General features: G+C 68.1%; 18 protein-coding genes. 15 read left to right on the top strand and 3 right to left on the bottom strand.

Annotated features, from left to right (window positions below; translation table 11 throughout):
* Positions 1-10 precede the first annotated feature (10 nt).
* From truB to pnp, 3 genes are all read left to right on the top strand, one after another.
* On the top strand, positions 11-913 hold the full coding sequence (truB, locus tag F1C10_RS09980; RefSeq protein WP_219729732.1) for a tRNA pseudouridine(55) synthase TruB: 903 nt from the start codon (positions 11-13) through the stop codon (positions 911-913).
* Positions 914-933: 20 nt separating this feature from the next.
* Complete coding sequence (gene rpsO, locus F1C10_RS09975; protein ID WP_185205846.1) at positions 934-1,203, top strand: 30S ribosomal protein S15; 270 nt, start codon at positions 934-936, stop codon at positions 1,201-1,203.
* A 156-nt stretch (positions 1,204-1,359) separates the two neighbouring features.
* Positions 1,360-3,711, top strand: a complete 2,352-nt coding sequence (gene pnp / locus F1C10_RS09970; RefSeq protein WP_185205844.1) for a polyribonucleotide nucleotidyltransferase — start codon at positions 1,360-1,362, stop codon at positions 3,709-3,711.
* Positions 3,712-4,040: 329 nt separating this feature from the next.
* On the opposite strand, the gene F1C10_RS09965 is transcribed toward pnp, so the two are convergent.
* A complete protein-coding gene (locus F1C10_RS09965) occupies positions 4,041-4,655 on the bottom strand; it encodes a J domain-containing protein (protein ID WP_185205842.1) in 615 nt (204 codons plus the stop codon).
* Between the two features lie 12 nt (positions 4,656-4,667).
* On the opposite strand from F1C10_RS09965, the gene F1C10_RS09960 reads away from it, so the two are divergent.
* From F1C10_RS09960 to F1C10_RS09945, 4 genes are read left to right on the top strand one after another with little or no spacing between them, the layout of a single operon-like run.
* On the top strand, positions 4,668-4,961 hold the full coding sequence (locus F1C10_RS09960) for a BolA family transcriptional regulator (protein ID WP_185205840.1): 294 nt from the start codon (positions 4,668-4,670) through the stop codon (positions 4,959-4,961).
* A complete protein-coding gene (locus tag F1C10_RS09955; RefSeq protein WP_185205838.1) occupies positions 4,958-5,668 on the top strand; it encodes a glutathione S-transferase in 711 nt (236 codons plus the stop codon). Before F1C10_RS09960 ends, F1C10_RS09955 begins: the two co-directional genes overlap by 4 nt.
* The gene (locus F1C10_RS09950; protein ID WP_185205837.1) at positions 5,658-6,134 is read left to right on the top strand and encodes an NUDIX hydrolase; all 477 of its coding nucleotides are present in this window, start codon (positions 5,658-5,660) and stop codon (positions 6,132-6,134) included. Before F1C10_RS09955 ends, F1C10_RS09950 begins: the two co-directional genes overlap by 11 nt.
* Positions 6,124-7,026, top strand: coding sequence for a pirin family protein (locus tag F1C10_RS09945; protein ID WP_185205835.1), 903 nt, complete (start codon positions 6,124-6,126; stop codon positions 7,024-7,026). The genes F1C10_RS09950 and F1C10_RS09945 overlap by 11 nt, the downstream gene beginning before the upstream one ends.
* Before the next feature lie 30 nt (positions 7,027-7,056).
* Here the strand turns inward: F1C10_RS09945 and F1C10_RS09940 are convergent, their stop codons facing one another.
* Complete coding sequence (locus tag F1C10_RS09940) at positions 7,057-8,190, bottom strand: DUF2332 domain-containing protein (protein WP_185205833.1); 1,134 nt, start codon at positions 8,188-8,190, stop codon at positions 7,057-7,059.
* 60 nt (positions 8,191-8,250) lie between these two features.
* Here F1C10_RS09940 and hisG point away from each other — a divergent pair, with 60 nt between their 5' ends.
* The 6 genes from hisG to F1C10_RS09910 all read left to right on the top strand — a co-directional run bounded on the left by hisG (position 8,251) and on the right by F1C10_RS09910 (position 12,890).
* Positions 8,251-8,916 carry an ATP phosphoribosyltransferase gene (gene hisG, locus F1C10_RS09935; protein WP_185205832.1) on the top strand — a complete coding sequence of 222 codons (666 nt, stop codon included), beginning with the start codon at positions 8,251-8,253 and terminating at the stop codon, positions 8,914-8,916.
* Positions 8,913-10,208, top strand: a complete 1,296-nt coding sequence (gene hisD, locus F1C10_RS09930) for a histidinol dehydrogenase (protein ID WP_185205830.1) — start codon at positions 8,913-8,915, stop codon at positions 10,206-10,208. The genes hisG and hisD overlap by 4 nt, the downstream gene beginning before the upstream one ends.
* Before the next feature lie 55 nt (positions 10,209-10,263).
* Positions 10,264-10,719, top strand: coding sequence for a transcription antitermination factor NusB (gene nusB, locus F1C10_RS09925; protein ID WP_185205828.1), 456 nt, complete (start codon positions 10,264-10,266; stop codon positions 10,717-10,719).
* Positions 10,720-10,736: 17 nt separating this feature from the next.
* Positions 10,737-10,925, top strand: coding sequence for a DUF4169 family protein (locus tag F1C10_RS09920; RefSeq protein WP_185205827.1), 189 nt, complete (start codon positions 10,737-10,739; stop codon positions 10,923-10,925).
* A 57-nt stretch (positions 10,926-10,982) separates the two neighbouring features.
* Positions 10,983-12,419, top strand: coding sequence for an aldehyde dehydrogenase family protein (locus F1C10_RS09915; protein WP_185205825.1), 1,437 nt, complete (start codon positions 10,983-10,985; stop codon positions 12,417-12,419).
* 66 nt (positions 12,420-12,485) lie between these two features.
* Positions 12,486-12,890: a lipocalin-like domain-containing protein gene (locus F1C10_RS09910; RefSeq protein ID WP_185205823.1), complete on the top strand. Its 405-nt coding sequence runs from the start codon at positions 12,486-12,488 to the stop codon at positions 12,888-12,890.
* 22 nt (positions 12,891-12,912) lie between these two features.
* Here F1C10_RS09910 and F1C10_RS09905 read toward each other — a convergent pair whose 3' ends face one another.
* Complete coding sequence (locus tag F1C10_RS09905; protein WP_185205821.1) at positions 12,913-13,107, bottom strand: hypothetical protein; 195 nt, start codon at positions 13,105-13,107, stop codon at positions 12,913-12,915.
* Between the two features lie 131 nt (positions 13,108-13,238).
* Between F1C10_RS09905 and F1C10_RS09900 the strand changes: the two genes are divergently transcribed.
* Positions 13,239-13,940 carry a DUF2490 domain-containing protein gene (locus F1C10_RS09900; protein WP_185205820.1) on the top strand — a complete coding sequence of 234 codons (702 nt, stop codon included), beginning with the start codon at positions 13,239-13,241 and terminating at the stop codon, positions 13,938-13,940.
* A 142-nt stretch (positions 13,941-14,082) separates the two neighbouring features.
* On the top strand, positions 14,083-15,123 hold the full coding sequence (locus tag F1C10_RS09895) for a diacylglycerol kinase family protein (protein ID WP_185205818.1): 1,041 nt from the start codon (positions 14,083-14,085) through the stop codon (positions 15,121-15,123).

Below are 15,123 nucleotides of genomic sequence, written 5' to 3'. Positions count from 1 at the left end.
TGGCGCGATCGTGAACGGCTGGCTGATCCTCGACAAGCCGCTCGGGCTCGGCTCGACGCAGGGCGTCAGCGCGGTCAAGCGCGCGCTGCGCGACGGCGGCTATGCCAACGCCAAGATCGGTCACGGCGGCACGCTCGATCCGCTCGCATCGGGCGTGCTGCCGATCGCGCTCGGCGAGGCGACCAAGCTCGCCGGCCGGATGCTCGACAGCGACAAGGTGTACGACTTCACCGTGTCGTTCGGAACGCAGACCGACACGCTCGATACGGAGGGCGCGGTGATCGCGACAAGCGAGGTTCGCCCGTCGCGCGCCGCCATATCCGCGATCCTTCCGCGCTTCACCGGCGCGATAGACCAGATGCCGCCCGCCTATTCCGCGCTCAAGGTGGACGGGCGCCGCGCCTATGATCTCGCGCGCGCCGGCGAAGCGGTGGTGCTCGCCAGCCGCCGCGTGACGATTTACGCGCTGTCACTCGTCGATGCGGCGCCGCCGGCGGGGGAAACGGCGGCGGTGACGGCGACGTTCACTGCGCACGTGTCCAAGGGCACCTATATCCGCAGCCTTGCGCGCGATATCGCGCTCGCGCTCGGCACGGTCGGCCATGTCACCTATCTGCGGCGCACGAAGGCGGGTCCGTTCGATCTTGCCCACGCGATATCGCTGGACAAATTGGGCGAAGTTGCTAAGGCGCGCAGCCTTGAACAGGTTCTTCTGCCGCTGAGGGCAGGGCTGGACGACATCCCGGCTCTTCCCCTCACTCCCGACCAGGCAGGGGCGCTCCGCCAGGGGCGTGTTCTGGGCGGGATCGCTGCCGACGATGGCCAGTATTTCGCCTGCCTGCACGACGTGCCGGTCGCGCTGATCGAGGTCCAGGCCCGCGAGGGTCGTGTCGTCCGCGGCTTCAACCTTTAGAAGATGTCGTAGGAAAATACGTGACGATCACCGCAGAACGCCGCCAGGAAGTCATCAAGGATCATTCGCGCGCCGAAGGCGACACCGGTTCGCCCGAAGTGCAGGTCGCGATCCTGACCGAGCGGATCCGCAACCTGACCGAGCATTTCAAGGGCCACGCGAAGGACAACCATTCGCGCCGCGGCCTGCTGATGATGGTCAACAAGCGCCGCTCGCTGCTCGACTATCTGCGCAAGAAGGACGGGGATCGCTACCTCGCCCTCATCGCGAAGCTCGGCCTTCGCAAGTAATCACCGAAGGGCGCCCTCGCGGCGCCCTTCTCGCATATGCGCTTCGCGGCTGATGCGATGCGCACCGCCGGCGGGCAATAAGGCGCCGCCGGCACGGGCCAAGACTGGCTCAAGCAGGCCCCGGCTGCATAGGGCGGCCGGAGTGAAGGAAATCAAATGTTCGATACCAAGAAGGTAAGCATCGAGTGGGGCGGCAAGACGCTGACGCTCGAGACCGGCCGCGTTGCACGCCAGGCGGACGGCGCGGTGCTCGCGACGCTCGGCGAGACGGTGGTGCTGTGTGCCGTGACCGCCGCCAAGTCGGTGAAGGAGGGGCAGGATTTCTTCCCGCTGACCGTTCACTACCAGGAAAAATTCTCGTCGGCGGGGCGTATCCCCGGCGGCTTCTTCAAGCGTGAGCGCGGCGCGACCGAGCGCGAGACGCTGGTCAGCCGGCTGATCGATCGCCCGCTGCGCCCGCTGTTCCCCGAAGGCTTCTACAACGAGATCAACTGCATCGCGCAGGTGATGAGCTATGACGGCGAGAACGAGCCCGATCTGCTGGCGATGATCGCCGCATCGGCCGCGATGACGCTGTCGGGCGTGCCGTTCATGGGCCCGATCGGCGCGGCGCGCGTCGGTTACAAGGACGGTGAATACGTCCTCAACCCGTCGGACGCCGACGTCGCGACCGGCGAGCTCGACCTGATGGTCGCCGCGACGCACGACGCGGTGATGATGGTCGAATCCGAGGCCAAGGAGCTGTCGGAAGACGTGATGCTCGGCGCGGTGATGTTCGCGCACAAGGCCTCGCAGCAGGTGATCGACGCGATCATCGACCTCGCCGAACAGGCCGCCAAGGATCCGTGGGAGCTCAAGCAGAGCGCCGACCTGTCCGCCAACAAGGCCAAGCTCAAGAAGCTGATCGGCAAGGACATGGAGGCGGCCTACAAGCTGACCGACAAGCAGGCCCGCCAGACCGCGATCAACGAGGCCCGCACCAAGGCGCGCGACGCGTTCGCCGACCTCAAGGAAGCGAACCCGGCGGAATATCTCGGCACGCTAAAGCTGGTGAAGAAGGTCGAGGCGGAAATCGTCCGGGGCGCGATCCTCAAGACCGGCCGCCGCATCGACGGTCGCGACACCAAGACGGTGCGTCCGATCTCGGCCGAAGTGCACTTCCTGCCGCGCGCGCACGGCTCGGCGCTGTTCACCCGCGGCGAGACGCAGACGATCGCGACGACGACGCTTGGCACGCGCGACGCGGAGCAGATGATCGATGGGCTGAACGGGCTCAGCTATCAGAACTTCATGCTGCACTATAACTTCCCGCCCTATTCGGTCGGTGAAGTCGGCCGCTTCGGTGCGCCGTCGCGCCGCGACATCGGCCACGGCAAGCTCGCCTGGCGCGCGCTGCACGCCGTGCTGCCGTCGAAGGAGGAGTTCCCTTACACGATCCGCGTCACCAGCGACATCACCGAGTCGAACGGCTCGTCGTCGATGGCGACGGTGTGCGGCGGCTCGCTCAGCCTGATGGACGCCGGCGTGCCGATCAAGCGCCCCGTCTCGGGCATCGCGATGGGCCTGATCCTCGAAGGCAAGGACTTCGCCGTCCTGTCCGACATCCTGGGCGACGAGGATCACCTCGGCGACATGGACTTCAAGGTGGCCGGCACCTCGGAAGGCATCACCAGCCTTCAGATGGACATCAAGATCGCTGGCATCACCGAGGAGATCATGCGCGTCGCGCTGGCGCAGGCGCATGACGGCCGCGCGCACATCCTGGAAGAGATGAACAAGGCGCTCGGCGAGACGCGTACCGAGCTCAGCGCGCACGCGCCGCGCATCGAGACGCTGACGGTCGACAAGTCGAAGATCCGCGACATCATCGGCACCGGCGGCAAGGTGATCCGCGAGATCGTCGCGACCACCGGCGCGAAGGTCGACATCGACGACGAGGGTGTGGTCAAGATCAGCTCGTCCGACCACAGCCAGATCGAGGCGGCGGTCGCCTGGATCAAGGGCATCGTGGAAGAGGCCGAGGTCGGCAAGATCTACACCGGCAAGGTCGTCAACATCGTCGATTTCGGCGCGTTCGTGAATTTCATGGGCGGCAAGGACGGTCTCGTCCACGTTTCCGAGATGAAGAACGAGCGCGTCGAGAAGCCGGGCGACGTCGTGTCCGAAGGCCAGGAAGTGAAGGTCAAGGTCCTCGAGATCGATCCGCGCGGCAAGGTTCGCCTGTCGATGCGCGTCGTCGACCAGGAGACCGGCGCCGAGCTGGAGGACACGCGTCCCGCACGTGAACCGCGCGAGCCGCGCGGCGACCGTGGTCCGCGCCGTGACGGCGGCGGCGATCGCGGCGGCCGTGGTGGTGATCGTGGCCCGCGTGGTGGTGGCGACCGTGGCGGTGACCGCGGCCCGCGCCGCGACCGTGGCCCGCGCCCCGAGGGTGGCCGTGAAGGCGGCAGCGACGAGGGCAGTGCGCCCGAGTTCGCCCCGGCGTTCCTGACGGGCAATCGCGACTGAGCGATCGCGCCAGACGCGAACAGGAAGAGGGCCCCGGCAGCGATGCCGGGGCCCTTCTTGTTTTCACGCTACCCGTGGCCTGCCCGCGCCGCTGTGTCGCAAGCGTTCAGATAGGTTGAAGGCAGACCGTCTAACGGCCCCTATCCGTGGTCTGTCTCTGGAGCGGCCGTGTTGGTGCGAGCAAACCCACCGAGGTTGGGCGGCGAGCAGACGGCACGGCCGCTTCATGCAAGGTCAGAGTCAAACAGGTGCGAGGTCACCGGTCGTGCCCTGCGAGCGTCGGACGCGGTGTCGCCATCGCTGGGCTAGCGCCAGCAACCCGCCGCCCTTCACGCAAACGCGGGCGCCTGGCGCAGCTGCTGATACGCCGCGATCACCTTTTGCAGCAGCGCCTCGTGGCTGCGATCGCCGCCGTTGCGATCGGGGTGATAGCGCCGCACCAATTCGCTGTAGCGCTTGCGCAGCGCCGATCGGTCGGCGTCCGCCGCCAGGCCCAGCACCTTGAGGCTAGCACGGTCCTGCCCCGACAGCGGCTTGCCGTCGGAGCGCTCGGGCGCGGTCTCGCGGCGGAAGCGGGCGCTGATCGCGTCGAGCGGGTCGGCGAAATCGTGCCAGCGCGGCCCGGGATCGCCGCCGCCCGCGCGCGCGAACGCCCGCGTCTCGCGCTCCCACCCCGCCAGTGGACGCTGCGCATGGTGGATCTCCTCCGCGGTCATGCCGTCGAAGTAATTGTAGCCGGCGTTGAACGCGCGGACGTGCTCCAGGCAGAACCAGCGGAACGCCGGCGGTCCGTCGCTGCTCGCCCCTTCGAGCGGCGGCGCCCGAAACTCCCCCGGTTCGGGGCAACCGGGCACGGCACAGGGCCGATCGCCTTCGATCCTTCCGTGAAACCGTGTGTTCGCCCTTTCCTTCGCCAAAACCCGACAATCCCCGTCAAAACGCATTATGTAGGCAGCATGACCGACGCTTCCACCGGCCCGATCGAACAGGCGATCACCGCCCGTCTCACCCAGGCGCTCGCCCCGACGCGGCTCGCCGTGATCAACGAGAGCGCGCAGCATCGCGGCCATGCAGGCGACGACGGATCGGGCGAATCGCACTTTCGCGTCGTTGTCGAGAGCGCCGCCTTCGTCGGGCTCACGCGCGTCGCGCGCCAGCGGCTCGTCAACCGGGCACTCGGCGATCTCATGCGCGATTCGATCCACGCGCTGGCGATGAAGACGCTCGCGCCGGGGGAGGCGGCCGCGTGACCTATCGCTTGTGGTACTGGCCCGATTTGCAGGGGCGCGGCGAGTTCATCCGTCTGCCGCTCGAGGCCGCCGGCATCGCTTACGAGGATTGCGCGCGCGATGCGGGCGCGGAGGCGCTCGTCGAGGACATGGAGGCGCGCACCGGCCGCGTGCCGTTCGCGCCGCCCTATCTGGAGGCGGACGGCATCATTATCGCGCAGGTCGCCAATATCCTCCTGTATCTGGGCGAGCGGCACGGTCTCGCCCCGTCCGCGCTTGCCGATCGCCTGTGGATCAACCAGCTTCAGCTGACGATCGCCGATCTCGTCGCTGAGGTGCACAACGTGCACCATCCGGTCGACATGATGGCTTATTATGACGAGCAGGCGAGCGAGGCGGCGCGCGCCGCGGCGCAGTTTCGTGCCGAGCGGCTGCCCAAATTCCTCGCGCATTTCGAGGCCGCGGCCGGCGCCAATACGGGCGACTGGCTGGCCGGCGATCGGTGGAGCTACGCCGATACCTCGCTGTTCCAGGTCGTCGCCGGGCTGCGCTACATGTTCCCGCGGCGGATGGCGGCGATCGAGCAGGATTATCCGCGGCTGATCGCGCTTCACGATCGCGTCGCGGCGCTGCCGGGGATCGCCGCCTATCTCGCCAGCGATCGCCGCATCGCCTTCAACGAGGACGGCATCTTCCGCCATTATCCCGAGCTCGACGATGACGCGTGACGCGGCGGCGCCCGGCGATCGGCCGGTCGCGCGCGCGAAGCGGCCCGCGGCGCGGATCATGCTCGTTGATCGCGCCGGCCGTGCGCTGCTGTTCCGCTTTACGCCCGACGATCGCCCGCCGTTCTGGTGCACGCCGGGCGGCGCGCTCGATCCCGGCGAGAGCTATGCCGCCGCGGCGCGCCGGGAATTGTACGAAGAGACCGGAATCGTCGCCGATCCGGGTCCTGAGGTGGCGCAGCGCCACGTCGAGTTCCTGACCCTAGAGCGCGTCGCCGTCACCGCGGACGAACGCTGGTTCCGCGTCGACGTCGATGCCCCGGTGATCGATCCCGCCGGGCACACCGATCTCGAGCGGCGCGTGATGACGACCTGGCGCTGGTTCGCGCGCGACGAACTCGCTGACTGGCCAGAGACGATCTACCCCGCCGATCTGCCGGCGATGCTGGAGGCGACCGATGACGCGTGAAGACCTGATCGAACAGACCCTGCTGCCCGCCACCCACGATATCGGTGGATTCAAGGTGCATCGCACGCTGCCCCACCGCGAGCGCACGATGGTCGGCCCGTTCCTGTTCTTCGACCAGATGGGGCCGGCACAGCTGCCACCGGGGCAGGGGATCGACGTGCGTCCGCATCCGCACATCAACCTGTCGACCGTCACTTATCTGTTCGACGGCGCGATGGGGCACCGCGATTCGCTCGGCACCGCCATCACGATCCGGCCGGGCGCGGTGAACCTGATGACGGCGGGCAGCGGCATCGTCCACTCGGAGCGCTCGCCCGAGGATGTCCGCTCCGGCGGCCCCGCGCTGTCGGGGATCCAGACGTGGCTTGCGCTGCCCGACGGGCGCGAGGAGATCGCGCCCGCCTTCGAGCACGTCGTTGCCGACGATCTGCCCGTAATCGAGGGCGCCGGGGTCACCGCGCGCATCATCATGGGCGATCTATGGGGCAAGTCAGCGCCGACGACGACCTATGCCGGCACGATCTACGCCGACATCCGCCTTGCCGCAGGCGCCAGCGTGCCGATCGATGCCGAGGCGGACGAGCGCGCGATCTACCTCGTCGAAGGCGATGCGACGCTCGAAGGGCTGCCGCTCGAACCGCAGCGGCTCTACGTCGTGCGGCCGGGGATCGCCGCGACGCTGCGCAGCGCAAGCGGTGCACGCGCGATGTTGGCGGGGGGCGAGGCGTTCAAGACGCCGCGCCACGTGTGGTGGAATTTTGTTAGTTCGTCTCGCGAGCGCATCCAGGAGGCGAAGCGCGCTTGGATGGCGCGCGAGTTCCCCGTTGTGCCGGGTGACGAGATCGAATGGATCCCGATCCCGGGCCAGCCCAACACGGTCAGTTATCCCTGAGCCTGCCTGCCTGAGCGGTTCCGGACCGCGCTAGGCGCCGGCAAGCTTGCGTGTCGCCGCATTCTCCCAATAGCCAGCGCCGCCGATGACGAAATCGCCGTCGGGTGGCGTATCCGCGGGATCGGTCGGCGCAACCCACGTCCCGTGCGCGTGGCTCTGCGCCACGCGACGCGGCGCGGCGGCGCCGGGCCATGCCTGTACCCACACTTCCTGCACCGCGCTCTGCTTGTTGGGTTCCATCCGGACCCAGGCAAGCGGCCGCTCGGACGTCGCGCGCGCTGCTGCCGCCGCCATCGCCGCGCGGATCGCCGCCTGTCGCGCTTCGCCCAGATACTGCCACACGACCGAGTGGACGAGCACCCGGGTCTCGCCCGCCGGCTGTGGCTCGGCCAGTCGCTCCGCCACCCATTGCGCGGCGTCGCCCGCGTCGAGCTGCGGCGGATCGGTATTGATCAGCGCGATGACCTGCTCGATCCGCGCGATCCGCTCTGGCGTGTCGATCCAGGCATAAGCGGCCAGCCGTCGCGCGTTCGCCGGATCGCGCGCGTCGATTGGCTGGATGTCGACGCCGCGGATCGAGGCGAAGCGCACGTCCGCAGCCGGCGGCGCGTCGCCGCGCCACTCGGGACGGATCGTTAGCGCCGCATCCGCGGGGCCGTAGCGCGTGCCGCCGAGATCGAAGCCGAACCGATCGATCATCAGGTTAAGCCCCGCGCTCGATCCGATCTCGAGCAGCGCGATCGGCTGGTCGAAGCGGCGCACGACATCGATCAGGCCCGCCATCAGCGCCGCCGATCGCCCCGGCTCGTTCGTCTGCGGCGGCGAATCGAGCCAGCCGAACAGCGCGTCGTCATGCGCCACCAGGGTCTCGCCGACGATCCGCGCGACCGCCGCCTCATCGGTGATCTCGCCGCGGAACACCTGGCTCAAGTCCGGCGCAGTGCCGTCGCGATGCAGTGCGTGCAGCCCGCCGACCAGTCGCAGCGGCAGCGCGTCCGCGGTCGGCTCTCCCGGCCAGTCGAGGACGCGTGCGCCCGTCCGGCTGTCGCGCGACACCGCCGTCGACAGCGCCTGACAGACGCGCGCGGTAATCGGTGCGGCCATCACCGTGCAATAATGGTGCTGGATCATGAACGCCCCGCGATTGGTCGCCTCGTCTGCCATCTGCACCTCCGTTCCTGCCCCTTGTTGCGCCTCCATCCCCCGCCCCGTAAAGCCCGCGCCATGGCCGAACCGCTCGTCATCGCCGTCCCCAAGGGGCGCATTCTCGCTGAGGTGCAGCCGCTGCTCGCCGCCGCCGGCGTGGTGCCCGAGCCGGCCTTCTTCGACGAAGACAGCCGGGCACTGCGCTTCGCGACGCAGGACGCGGGCATCGCGCTGATCCGCGTGCGCGCGTTCGACGTGGCGACCTTCGTCGCGCATGGGGCGGCGCAACTCGGCATCGTCGGATCGGACGTGCTCGGCGAGTTCGCCTATCCCGAACTCTACGCCCCGGTCGATCTCGGCATCGGCCATTGCCGCCTGTCCGTCGCCGAGCCCGCCGATCTCGCCGCACAGGACGATCCGCGCGGCTGGAGCCACGTGCGCGTGGCGACCAAATATCCGCATCTGACGGCGCAGCATTTCGCGCGGCGCGGCGTCCAGGCGGAATGCATCAAGCTCAACGGCGCGATGGAGCTCGCCCCGATGCTCGGCCTCGCACCGCGGATCGTCGATCTCGTTTCCTCTGGCCGCACGCTGAAGGAGAACGGGCTGGTCGAGGTCGAACGGATCCTCGAAGTATCCTCACGCCTGATCGTCAACCGCGCGGCGATGAAGATGCGCGCGGGCCGCGTGGTGCCGCTGGTGGAGGCGTTCCGCCGCGCGGTGACCGAGGCTGCCGCCGCATGATCCGTCTATCCACCACCGACGCGACTTTCGCCACTGACTTTGTCGCGCTGGTCGACGCGCGCCGCGAATCGGACGGCGACGTGACGCGCGACGTGTCGGCGATCCTCGACCGCGTCCGCGCGGAGGGCGATGCGGCGCTGCGCGACTATACGCAGCGGTTCGATGGCCACGACCTCGATGCCGGTGGTTGGTCGGTCCCGCTCAGCGATTGCGCCGCGGCGTTCGATCGCCTGGATCCCGAGCTGCGTTCCGCACTCGAACTCGCGGCGTCGCGGATTCGCGCCTATCACGAGAAGCAGCGTCCGGACGATACGGCGTTCACCGACGATGCCGGTGTGCGCCTGGGCGCGCGGTGGCGCGCGGTGGATGCCGCGGGCATCTACGTTCCCGGCGGGCGTGCGGCTTACCCATCGACGCTGCTGATGAACGCGATCCCCGCCAAGGTGGCGGGGGTCGAGCGGCTCGTCGTCGTGACGCCGACGCCGAAGGGCTTCATCAATCCGCTCGTCCTCGCCGCAGCGCATCTCGCCGGCGCGGACGAGGTGTGGCGGATCGGCGGCGCGCAGGCGATCGGTGCGCTTGCCTGGGGCACAGATCGGATCGCGCGCGTCGATGTCGTGACGGGGCCGGGCAACGCCTGGGTCGCCGAAGCCAAGCGGCAGGTCTACGGCGTCGTCGGGATCGACATGGTTGCGGGGCCGAGCGAGATCGTCGTCGTCGCGGACGGCGCGAACGATCCCGAATGGATCGCCGCCGATCTGCTCAGCCAAGCCGAGCACGACGTAACGACGCAGTCGATCCTGTTCACGGACGACGCTCGCTTCGCCGACGCCGTCGCCGCCGCGGTCGAGCGGCAGCTCGATACGCTGGCGACGGGCGAAACGGCGCGGATCGCGTGGGAGCGCAGCGGGGCGATCATTCTGGTGCGCGACCTCGGCGAGGCGATGCCGCTGGTCGATGCGCTGGCGCCCGAGCATGTCGAGATTGCGGTCGATGATCCGCAGCCGCTGTTCGACCGCCTGCGCCACGCCGGCTCCGCCTTCCTCGGCCGCCATACGCCCGAGGCGATCGGCGATTACGTTGCCGGGCCGAACCATGTGCTGCCGACCGGGCGGCGCGCGCGCTTCGCCAGCGGGCTCGGCGTCACCGATTTCATGAAGCGCACCAGCTTCCTCCAGCTCGATGCCGCCGCGCTCGACAAGCTTGGCTCCGCCACCGTGGCGCTGGCGACGGCGGAGGGCCTGCCCGCACACGCCCAGTCGGTCGCGCTGCGTCTGCAGGGGCGCCGCTGAAACGACGCGCGCAGGGACTGGCCCAACCCGCGCCGGCGGCGTAAAGCCCGCGCCCATGTCCCGTACCGCTGCCCGTACCAAGGCGCGCGCCGCCGCGCGTCTCGCCGCCACCCAGGCACTCTACCAATATGAGATGGAGGGGACGCCGATCACCGCGCTGCTCCACGAATTCCATCACCATCGCATCGGTGCGACGATCGAAGACGTCGAATATGCCGAAGCGGACGTCGCCTTCTTCGACGATCTCGTCACCGGCGCGCATGCCCGCGCGGGCGAGATCGACAAATTGATCGAAGGCCGGCTCGCCAGCGGCTGGACGCTCGAGCGGCTCGACAAGCCGATGAAGGCGATCCTGCGCGCCGGCACCTATGAGCTTCTCTCGCGAATCGACGTACCCAAGGGCGCGGTGATCAGCGAGTATGTCGACGTGGCGCACGCCTTCTACGAGCGGCGCGAGGCGGGCTTCGTCAATGGCCTGCTCGACGGCATCGCGCGCGAAGTGCGCCCGTGACATGAAGCGCGGCGCGCATGGGTGAGGTGATCAACCTGCGCCGCGCGCGCAAGGCCCGCACGCGCCAGGCGGCGGCGGAGACCGCGGCGGTCAATCGCGTCGCTTTCGGCCGTACCAAAGCCGAGCGCGAGGCTGCGACGAAGGACGCCGAGCGGCAGGCACGCATGCTCGACGGCGCGAAGCGCGAAGAGCCATCGGACCAGTAGCGCGGATCGCGTAACAGCTGTTATGGTGGCTGCGATAACAGACCTGGAGAGCGACCGATGGACTTTCAGAACGATTACCGGATGCTGATCGGCGGCGAGCTGGTGGCCGGCTCGGCGACGCTCGACGTCGTCAACCCCGCCAACGAGGAAGTGATCGCCCGCGTCCCCGACGCGACGCGCGACGATCTCGACAAGGCGATCGACGCGGCGCGCAAGGCGTTCCCCGCCTGGTCGGCGACGCCGATCGCGGAGCGCAAGGCGAAGCTCGCGGCGCTCGGCCAGGCGATCATGGCCAATGCCGATCCGCTGATGCGTCTGTTGACCACCGAGCAGGGCAAGCCGCACGCCGAGTCGCAGGGCGAAGTGATGGGCGCTGGTTACTGGCTGATGGCCGCGTCGCAGCTCGACCTGCCGGTGACGGTGAACGAGGATTCGGACGATCGCTACAGCGAGACGCGCCATGTGCCGCTGGGCGTCGTAGGCGCGATCGCGCCGTGGAATTTCCCGATGATCCTGGCGATGTTCAAGGTCGGTCCGGCGCTGCTGGCGGGCAATACGATGGTGCTGAAGCCGTCGCCGTTCACGCCGCTGTCGACGCTAAAATTCGGCGAGCTGGCCGCCGAGCTACTGCCGCCCGGCGTGCTCAACATCATCACCGGCGGCGACGATCTGGGGCCATGGATGACGAGCCACCCCGGCTTCGACAAGATCAGCTTCACCGGTTCCACCGCCACCGGCAAACGCGTGATGCAGTCCGCCGCGCCGACGCTGAAGCGCGTGACACTGGAGCTCGGCGGCAACGACGCCGCGATCGTGATGCCCGACGTCGACGTGGAGAAGGTCGCCGAGGAGCTGTTCTGGGCGGCGTTCCGCAACAACGGCCAGATCTGCATCGCGACCAAGCGGATGTACGTTCACAAGGACATCTACGATCAGCTGCGCGACGCGCTGGTCGCTTACGCCAAGACGGTGAAGGTCGGCGACGGGTCGGAGCAGGGCACGCAGATCGGCCCGATCAACAACAAGCAGCAATATGCCCGGGTGCTCGAGCTGATCCAGGATGCCAAGGACAAGGGCTACAAGTTCCTCGTCGGCGGCGAGAAGGCCGACGTACCCGGGTATTTCGTGCCGGTGACGATCCTCGACAATCCGCCGGAGGACGCGCGGATCGTGCAGGAAGAGCAGTTCGGCCCGGTGCTGCCACTCTTGAAGTTCGACGACGTGGACGACGTCGTCGCGCGTGCCAATGCGACCGATTACGGCCTCGGCGGTTCTGTGTGGGGCAATGACGAGGACAAGGCGTTCGAGATTGCGCAGCGCATTGCCAGCGGCACGGTGTGGGTCAACGAAACGCAGCACCTGTCGCCGATGGCGGCGTTCGGCGGCATGAAGCAGTCGGGCGTCGGCGTCGAAGGCGGGATCGAGGGCCTGCTCGAATATACCAACGCGCAGACGATCGTGCGCAAGAAGCGCAAGGAAGCCGTTCCCGCCTGATCGCGAGGGCATTTTCGAACCCCGGGGCGGCGCCAGGCGCCGCCCCGATCGTATGGAGGACGATCGATGGTCGATCTGATCGGCGCCTGGTCGCTGCTTTCGTGCGTCAACATGCGCGATGGCGAGGAAACGCGCACCTTCGGCGATCCGCCGTCGGGCCAGCTACAATATACCGCCGACGGCCGCATGTCCGCGTTTCTGATGGATCCCGCCTGGGCCGCTCGCGGCGATCCAGCCGCGGACAGCTTCACCGACTTCTTCGCCTACGCCGGCACATGGCGACGCGAGGGGGATCGCGTCCATCACGCCATCGCGTTCAGCTCGATCCCCACACGCGTCGGCACCAGCTTCACCCGAATCGTGAAGGTTGTCGACGCCGATCGGATCGTTCTCGAAACCGAGCCCGAAGTGTCAGGATCGGGCCGCACCTACGTCACGATCCTCAAGTGGCAGCGCGTCGCGAGCAGCTGAGCAACGCGCTACCCGCGCACCCTCACCGGTCGCGGCCGGCGGGCGTATCCTTCACGTGATGCGGGATCTGATCCAGCGCACGCAGCAGATCGTCGAAACTGTCGTCGTCGGATACCGGATATAATCGCGACAGCCGGCCGCCAAGCGAATCGACGTCCGCCTGGGTCAGCAACCCAACGGCGACGATGCGGTCGCCAGCTTCTCGTTTCCTCGACATGCGTCATGAACAAGGCGGACGTCGATTGTGTCCCATTGTTGCGAATGCGCATCAAAACGCCGGCGGGGCAGGGCCACCGATCCGCGCGCGCCGTTCATGACAGCTGACTTACGGCATCCTATGCGAACGCGATGTCCGCCCGCCCGCCATCGATCGTGCTGCCGATTCTCGCGCTCGCTATTTTGCTTCCGGGCGCCGCCGCCGCGCAGCAGCAGGACGAGCAATTATGGCTGCAGATCAACACCCACGTCCCCGTCGCCGATCGCGTGCGCGTGACGCTGGAGCAAATCGGGCGCTTCGGCGATCGCGCCGGCGGCCTGTTCCAGACCGAGTTCGGCGGGATCGTGGGCTACCGCGCAAGCGATCAGATCGAGCTCGGCATCGGTTTTCGTAAGGTCGGTGCGCACAACGGCAACACTGCCGACGACGAGGACCGCCTGCGCCAGCACGTTGTCGGCACCTTTGGCCCGTTCACCACGCGCTTCCGCATCGACGAGCGCTTCCACCCGCGCGGCGGCGAGATCGGGTTCCGTATCCGTCCGCTGGTGCGCTACAATCACCGGTTCGGCCGGAAGGGGCTGGCGATATTCGTCAGCCACGAGAGTTTCATCCTGCCCAATTCGACCGCCTGGGGGCAGCGCCGCGGATACGAGCGGATGCGTAACATCGTCGGTGTCGTCGTGCCGTTCGGGAAGCGGGTCAGCGCCGATATCGGCTACCTCAACCAATATCGGTTCGCCGCCGGCAGGTCGCGCGCGCAGATGGATCATGCGCTGACACTGCAACTGACGATCAGCCTGCCAGGTTGGGCGGGCGCGAAGCTCGACGACTGATCGCAGCACTCGTCAGGGTGCGCCGAAACAGGGCATCCGTCGCATCCATCGCCGCGCTCCCCCAATTTTGCCTCAATCAGCACCCATGTGGCGAGAACAAGTGTATTATGCCGGTGTTGCCGGCTGCTGAAAGGTCGCGTCGTTGAAGCCATCGAGCCTCGTTGAATCGCCGTTGGCGGGTGCGCTGCGCTTCGATGCAGGCACCCTGTCATCGCGCGTACGTGACGAGGCGGTGGAGCGGCGGACGCGATTCGCTGCGCCGCACAGCCTGCGGGTCGGCGTGATCCTCAATCAGCGCGCGCACCGCAACCTTGCGAGCGAGCGGATGCTGCCCGCGGTGTCGCCGCAGCTCGACTGGGCCGCGCCTAACACGATGGGAGACCTTTCGCGCGCGCTCGCCCGCTTCGCGACCAATGGGATCGACCTGCTGGTGATCGACGGCGGCGACGGCACGATCCGCGATACGCTGAGCGCGGCGCACGCCTATTTCCCCGCCGGACTGCCGCCGATCGCGCTGGTTCCATCGGGCAAGACCAACGCGCTTGCGCTCGATGTCGGCGTACCGTCCGACTGGACGGTGCACGATGCGATCGCCGCGGCGAACACGGGCCGGATCGTGCGGCGAACGCCGATCGAAATCACCCGCGAAGGTGAGGATGCGCCCTCGCTCAGCGGGTTCATCTTCGGCGCAGGGGCCTTCGTCAAGGCGACCGCCCTGGCGCAGCAGACGCATCGCCTCGGTGCGTTCAAGGGGCTGGCGGTGGGCATGTCGCTGCTCGGCGCGATCGCGCAGACGCTGTTCGCCGGACGCGACAATGCGTGGCGCCGCGGCGTGCCCGTCGGCATCGAGCTCGAGGACGGGCGTACGCTCGAGCAGGACCTGTACCTGCTGCTCGCCTCGACGCTCGAGCGGCTGCCGCTCGGCATCAAGCCGTTCGGCGCGGTGCGCGACGGGCTGAAGGTGCTTGGCGTCGATGCACCGCCGCGGCAGCTGCTGACGAGTTTTCCGGCGGTGCTTGCCGGATCGGAGGCGGCGTGGCTCGAGCGGCTCGGCTACCACCGACGCGATTTCGCGCGGCTCACGCTGTCGCTGTCAGCGGGCTTCATCCTCGACGGCGAGCAATATCCCGGCTCACGGCTGACGCTCGCGCGCGGCCGGGCAATCGATTTTATCGTTCCCTGA

The sequence above is a fragment of the Sphingomonas sp. NBWT7 genome (genome assembly GCF_014217605.1).
Taxonomy (GTDB): domain Bacteria; phylum Pseudomonadota; class Alphaproteobacteria; order Sphingomonadales; family Sphingomonadaceae; genus Sphingomonas.
This window is presented reverse-complemented; position numbering and strand designations above follow the sequence as displayed.

Bases quoted from the DNA above. Each gene is read 5' to 3' on its own strand.
- pnp (WP_185205844.1), top strand. From the start codon at position 1,360: ATGTTCGATACCAAGAAGGTAAGCATCGAGTGGGGCGGCAAGACGCTG.
- F1C10_RS09965 (WP_185205842.1), bottom strand. From the start codon at position 4,655: ATGCGTTTTGACGGGGATTGTCGGGTTTTGGCGAAGGAAAGGGCGAAC.
- F1C10_RS09960 (WP_185205840.1), top strand. From the start codon at position 4,668: ATGACCGACGCTTCCACCGGCCCGATCGAACAGGCGATCACCGCCCGT.
- F1C10_RS09950 (WP_185205837.1), top strand. From the start codon at position 5,658: ATGACGCGTGACGCGGCGGCGCCCGGCGATCGGCCGGTCGCGCGCGCG.
- F1C10_RS09945 (WP_185205835.1), top strand. From the start codon at position 6,124: ATGACGCGTGAAGACCTGATCGAACAGACCCTGCTGCCCGCCACCCAC.
- F1C10_RS09940 (WP_185205833.1), bottom strand. From the start codon at position 8,190: ATGGCAGACGAGGCGACCAATCGCGGGGCGTTCATGATCCAGCACCAT.
- hisG (WP_185205832.1), top strand. From the start codon at position 8,251: ATGGCCGAACCGCTCGTCATCGCCGTCCCCAAGGGGCGCATTCTCGCT.
- hisD (WP_185205830.1), top strand. From the start codon at position 8,913: ATGATCCGTCTATCCACCACCGACGCGACTTTCGCCACTGACTTTGTC.
- nusB (WP_185205828.1), top strand. From the start codon at position 10,264: ATGTCCCGTACCGCTGCCCGTACCAAGGCGCGCGCCGCCGCGCGTCTC.
- F1C10_RS09920 (WP_185205827.1), top strand. From the start codon at position 10,737: ATGGGTGAGGTGATCAACCTGCGCCGCGCGCGCAAGGCCCGCACGCGC.
- F1C10_RS09915 (WP_185205825.1), top strand. From the start codon at position 10,983: ATGGACTTTCAGAACGATTACCGGATGCTGATCGGCGGCGAGCTGGTG.
- F1C10_RS09910 (WP_185205823.1), top strand. From the start codon at position 12,486: ATGGTCGATCTGATCGGCGCCTGGTCGCTGCTTTCGTGCGTCAACATG.
- F1C10_RS09905 (WP_185205821.1), bottom strand. From the start codon at position 13,107: ATGTCGAGGAAACGAGAAGCTGGCGACCGCATCGTCGCCGTTGGGTTG.
- F1C10_RS09900 (WP_185205820.1), top strand. From the start codon at position 13,239: ATGTCCGCCCGCCCGCCATCGATCGTGCTGCCGATTCTCGCGCTCGCT.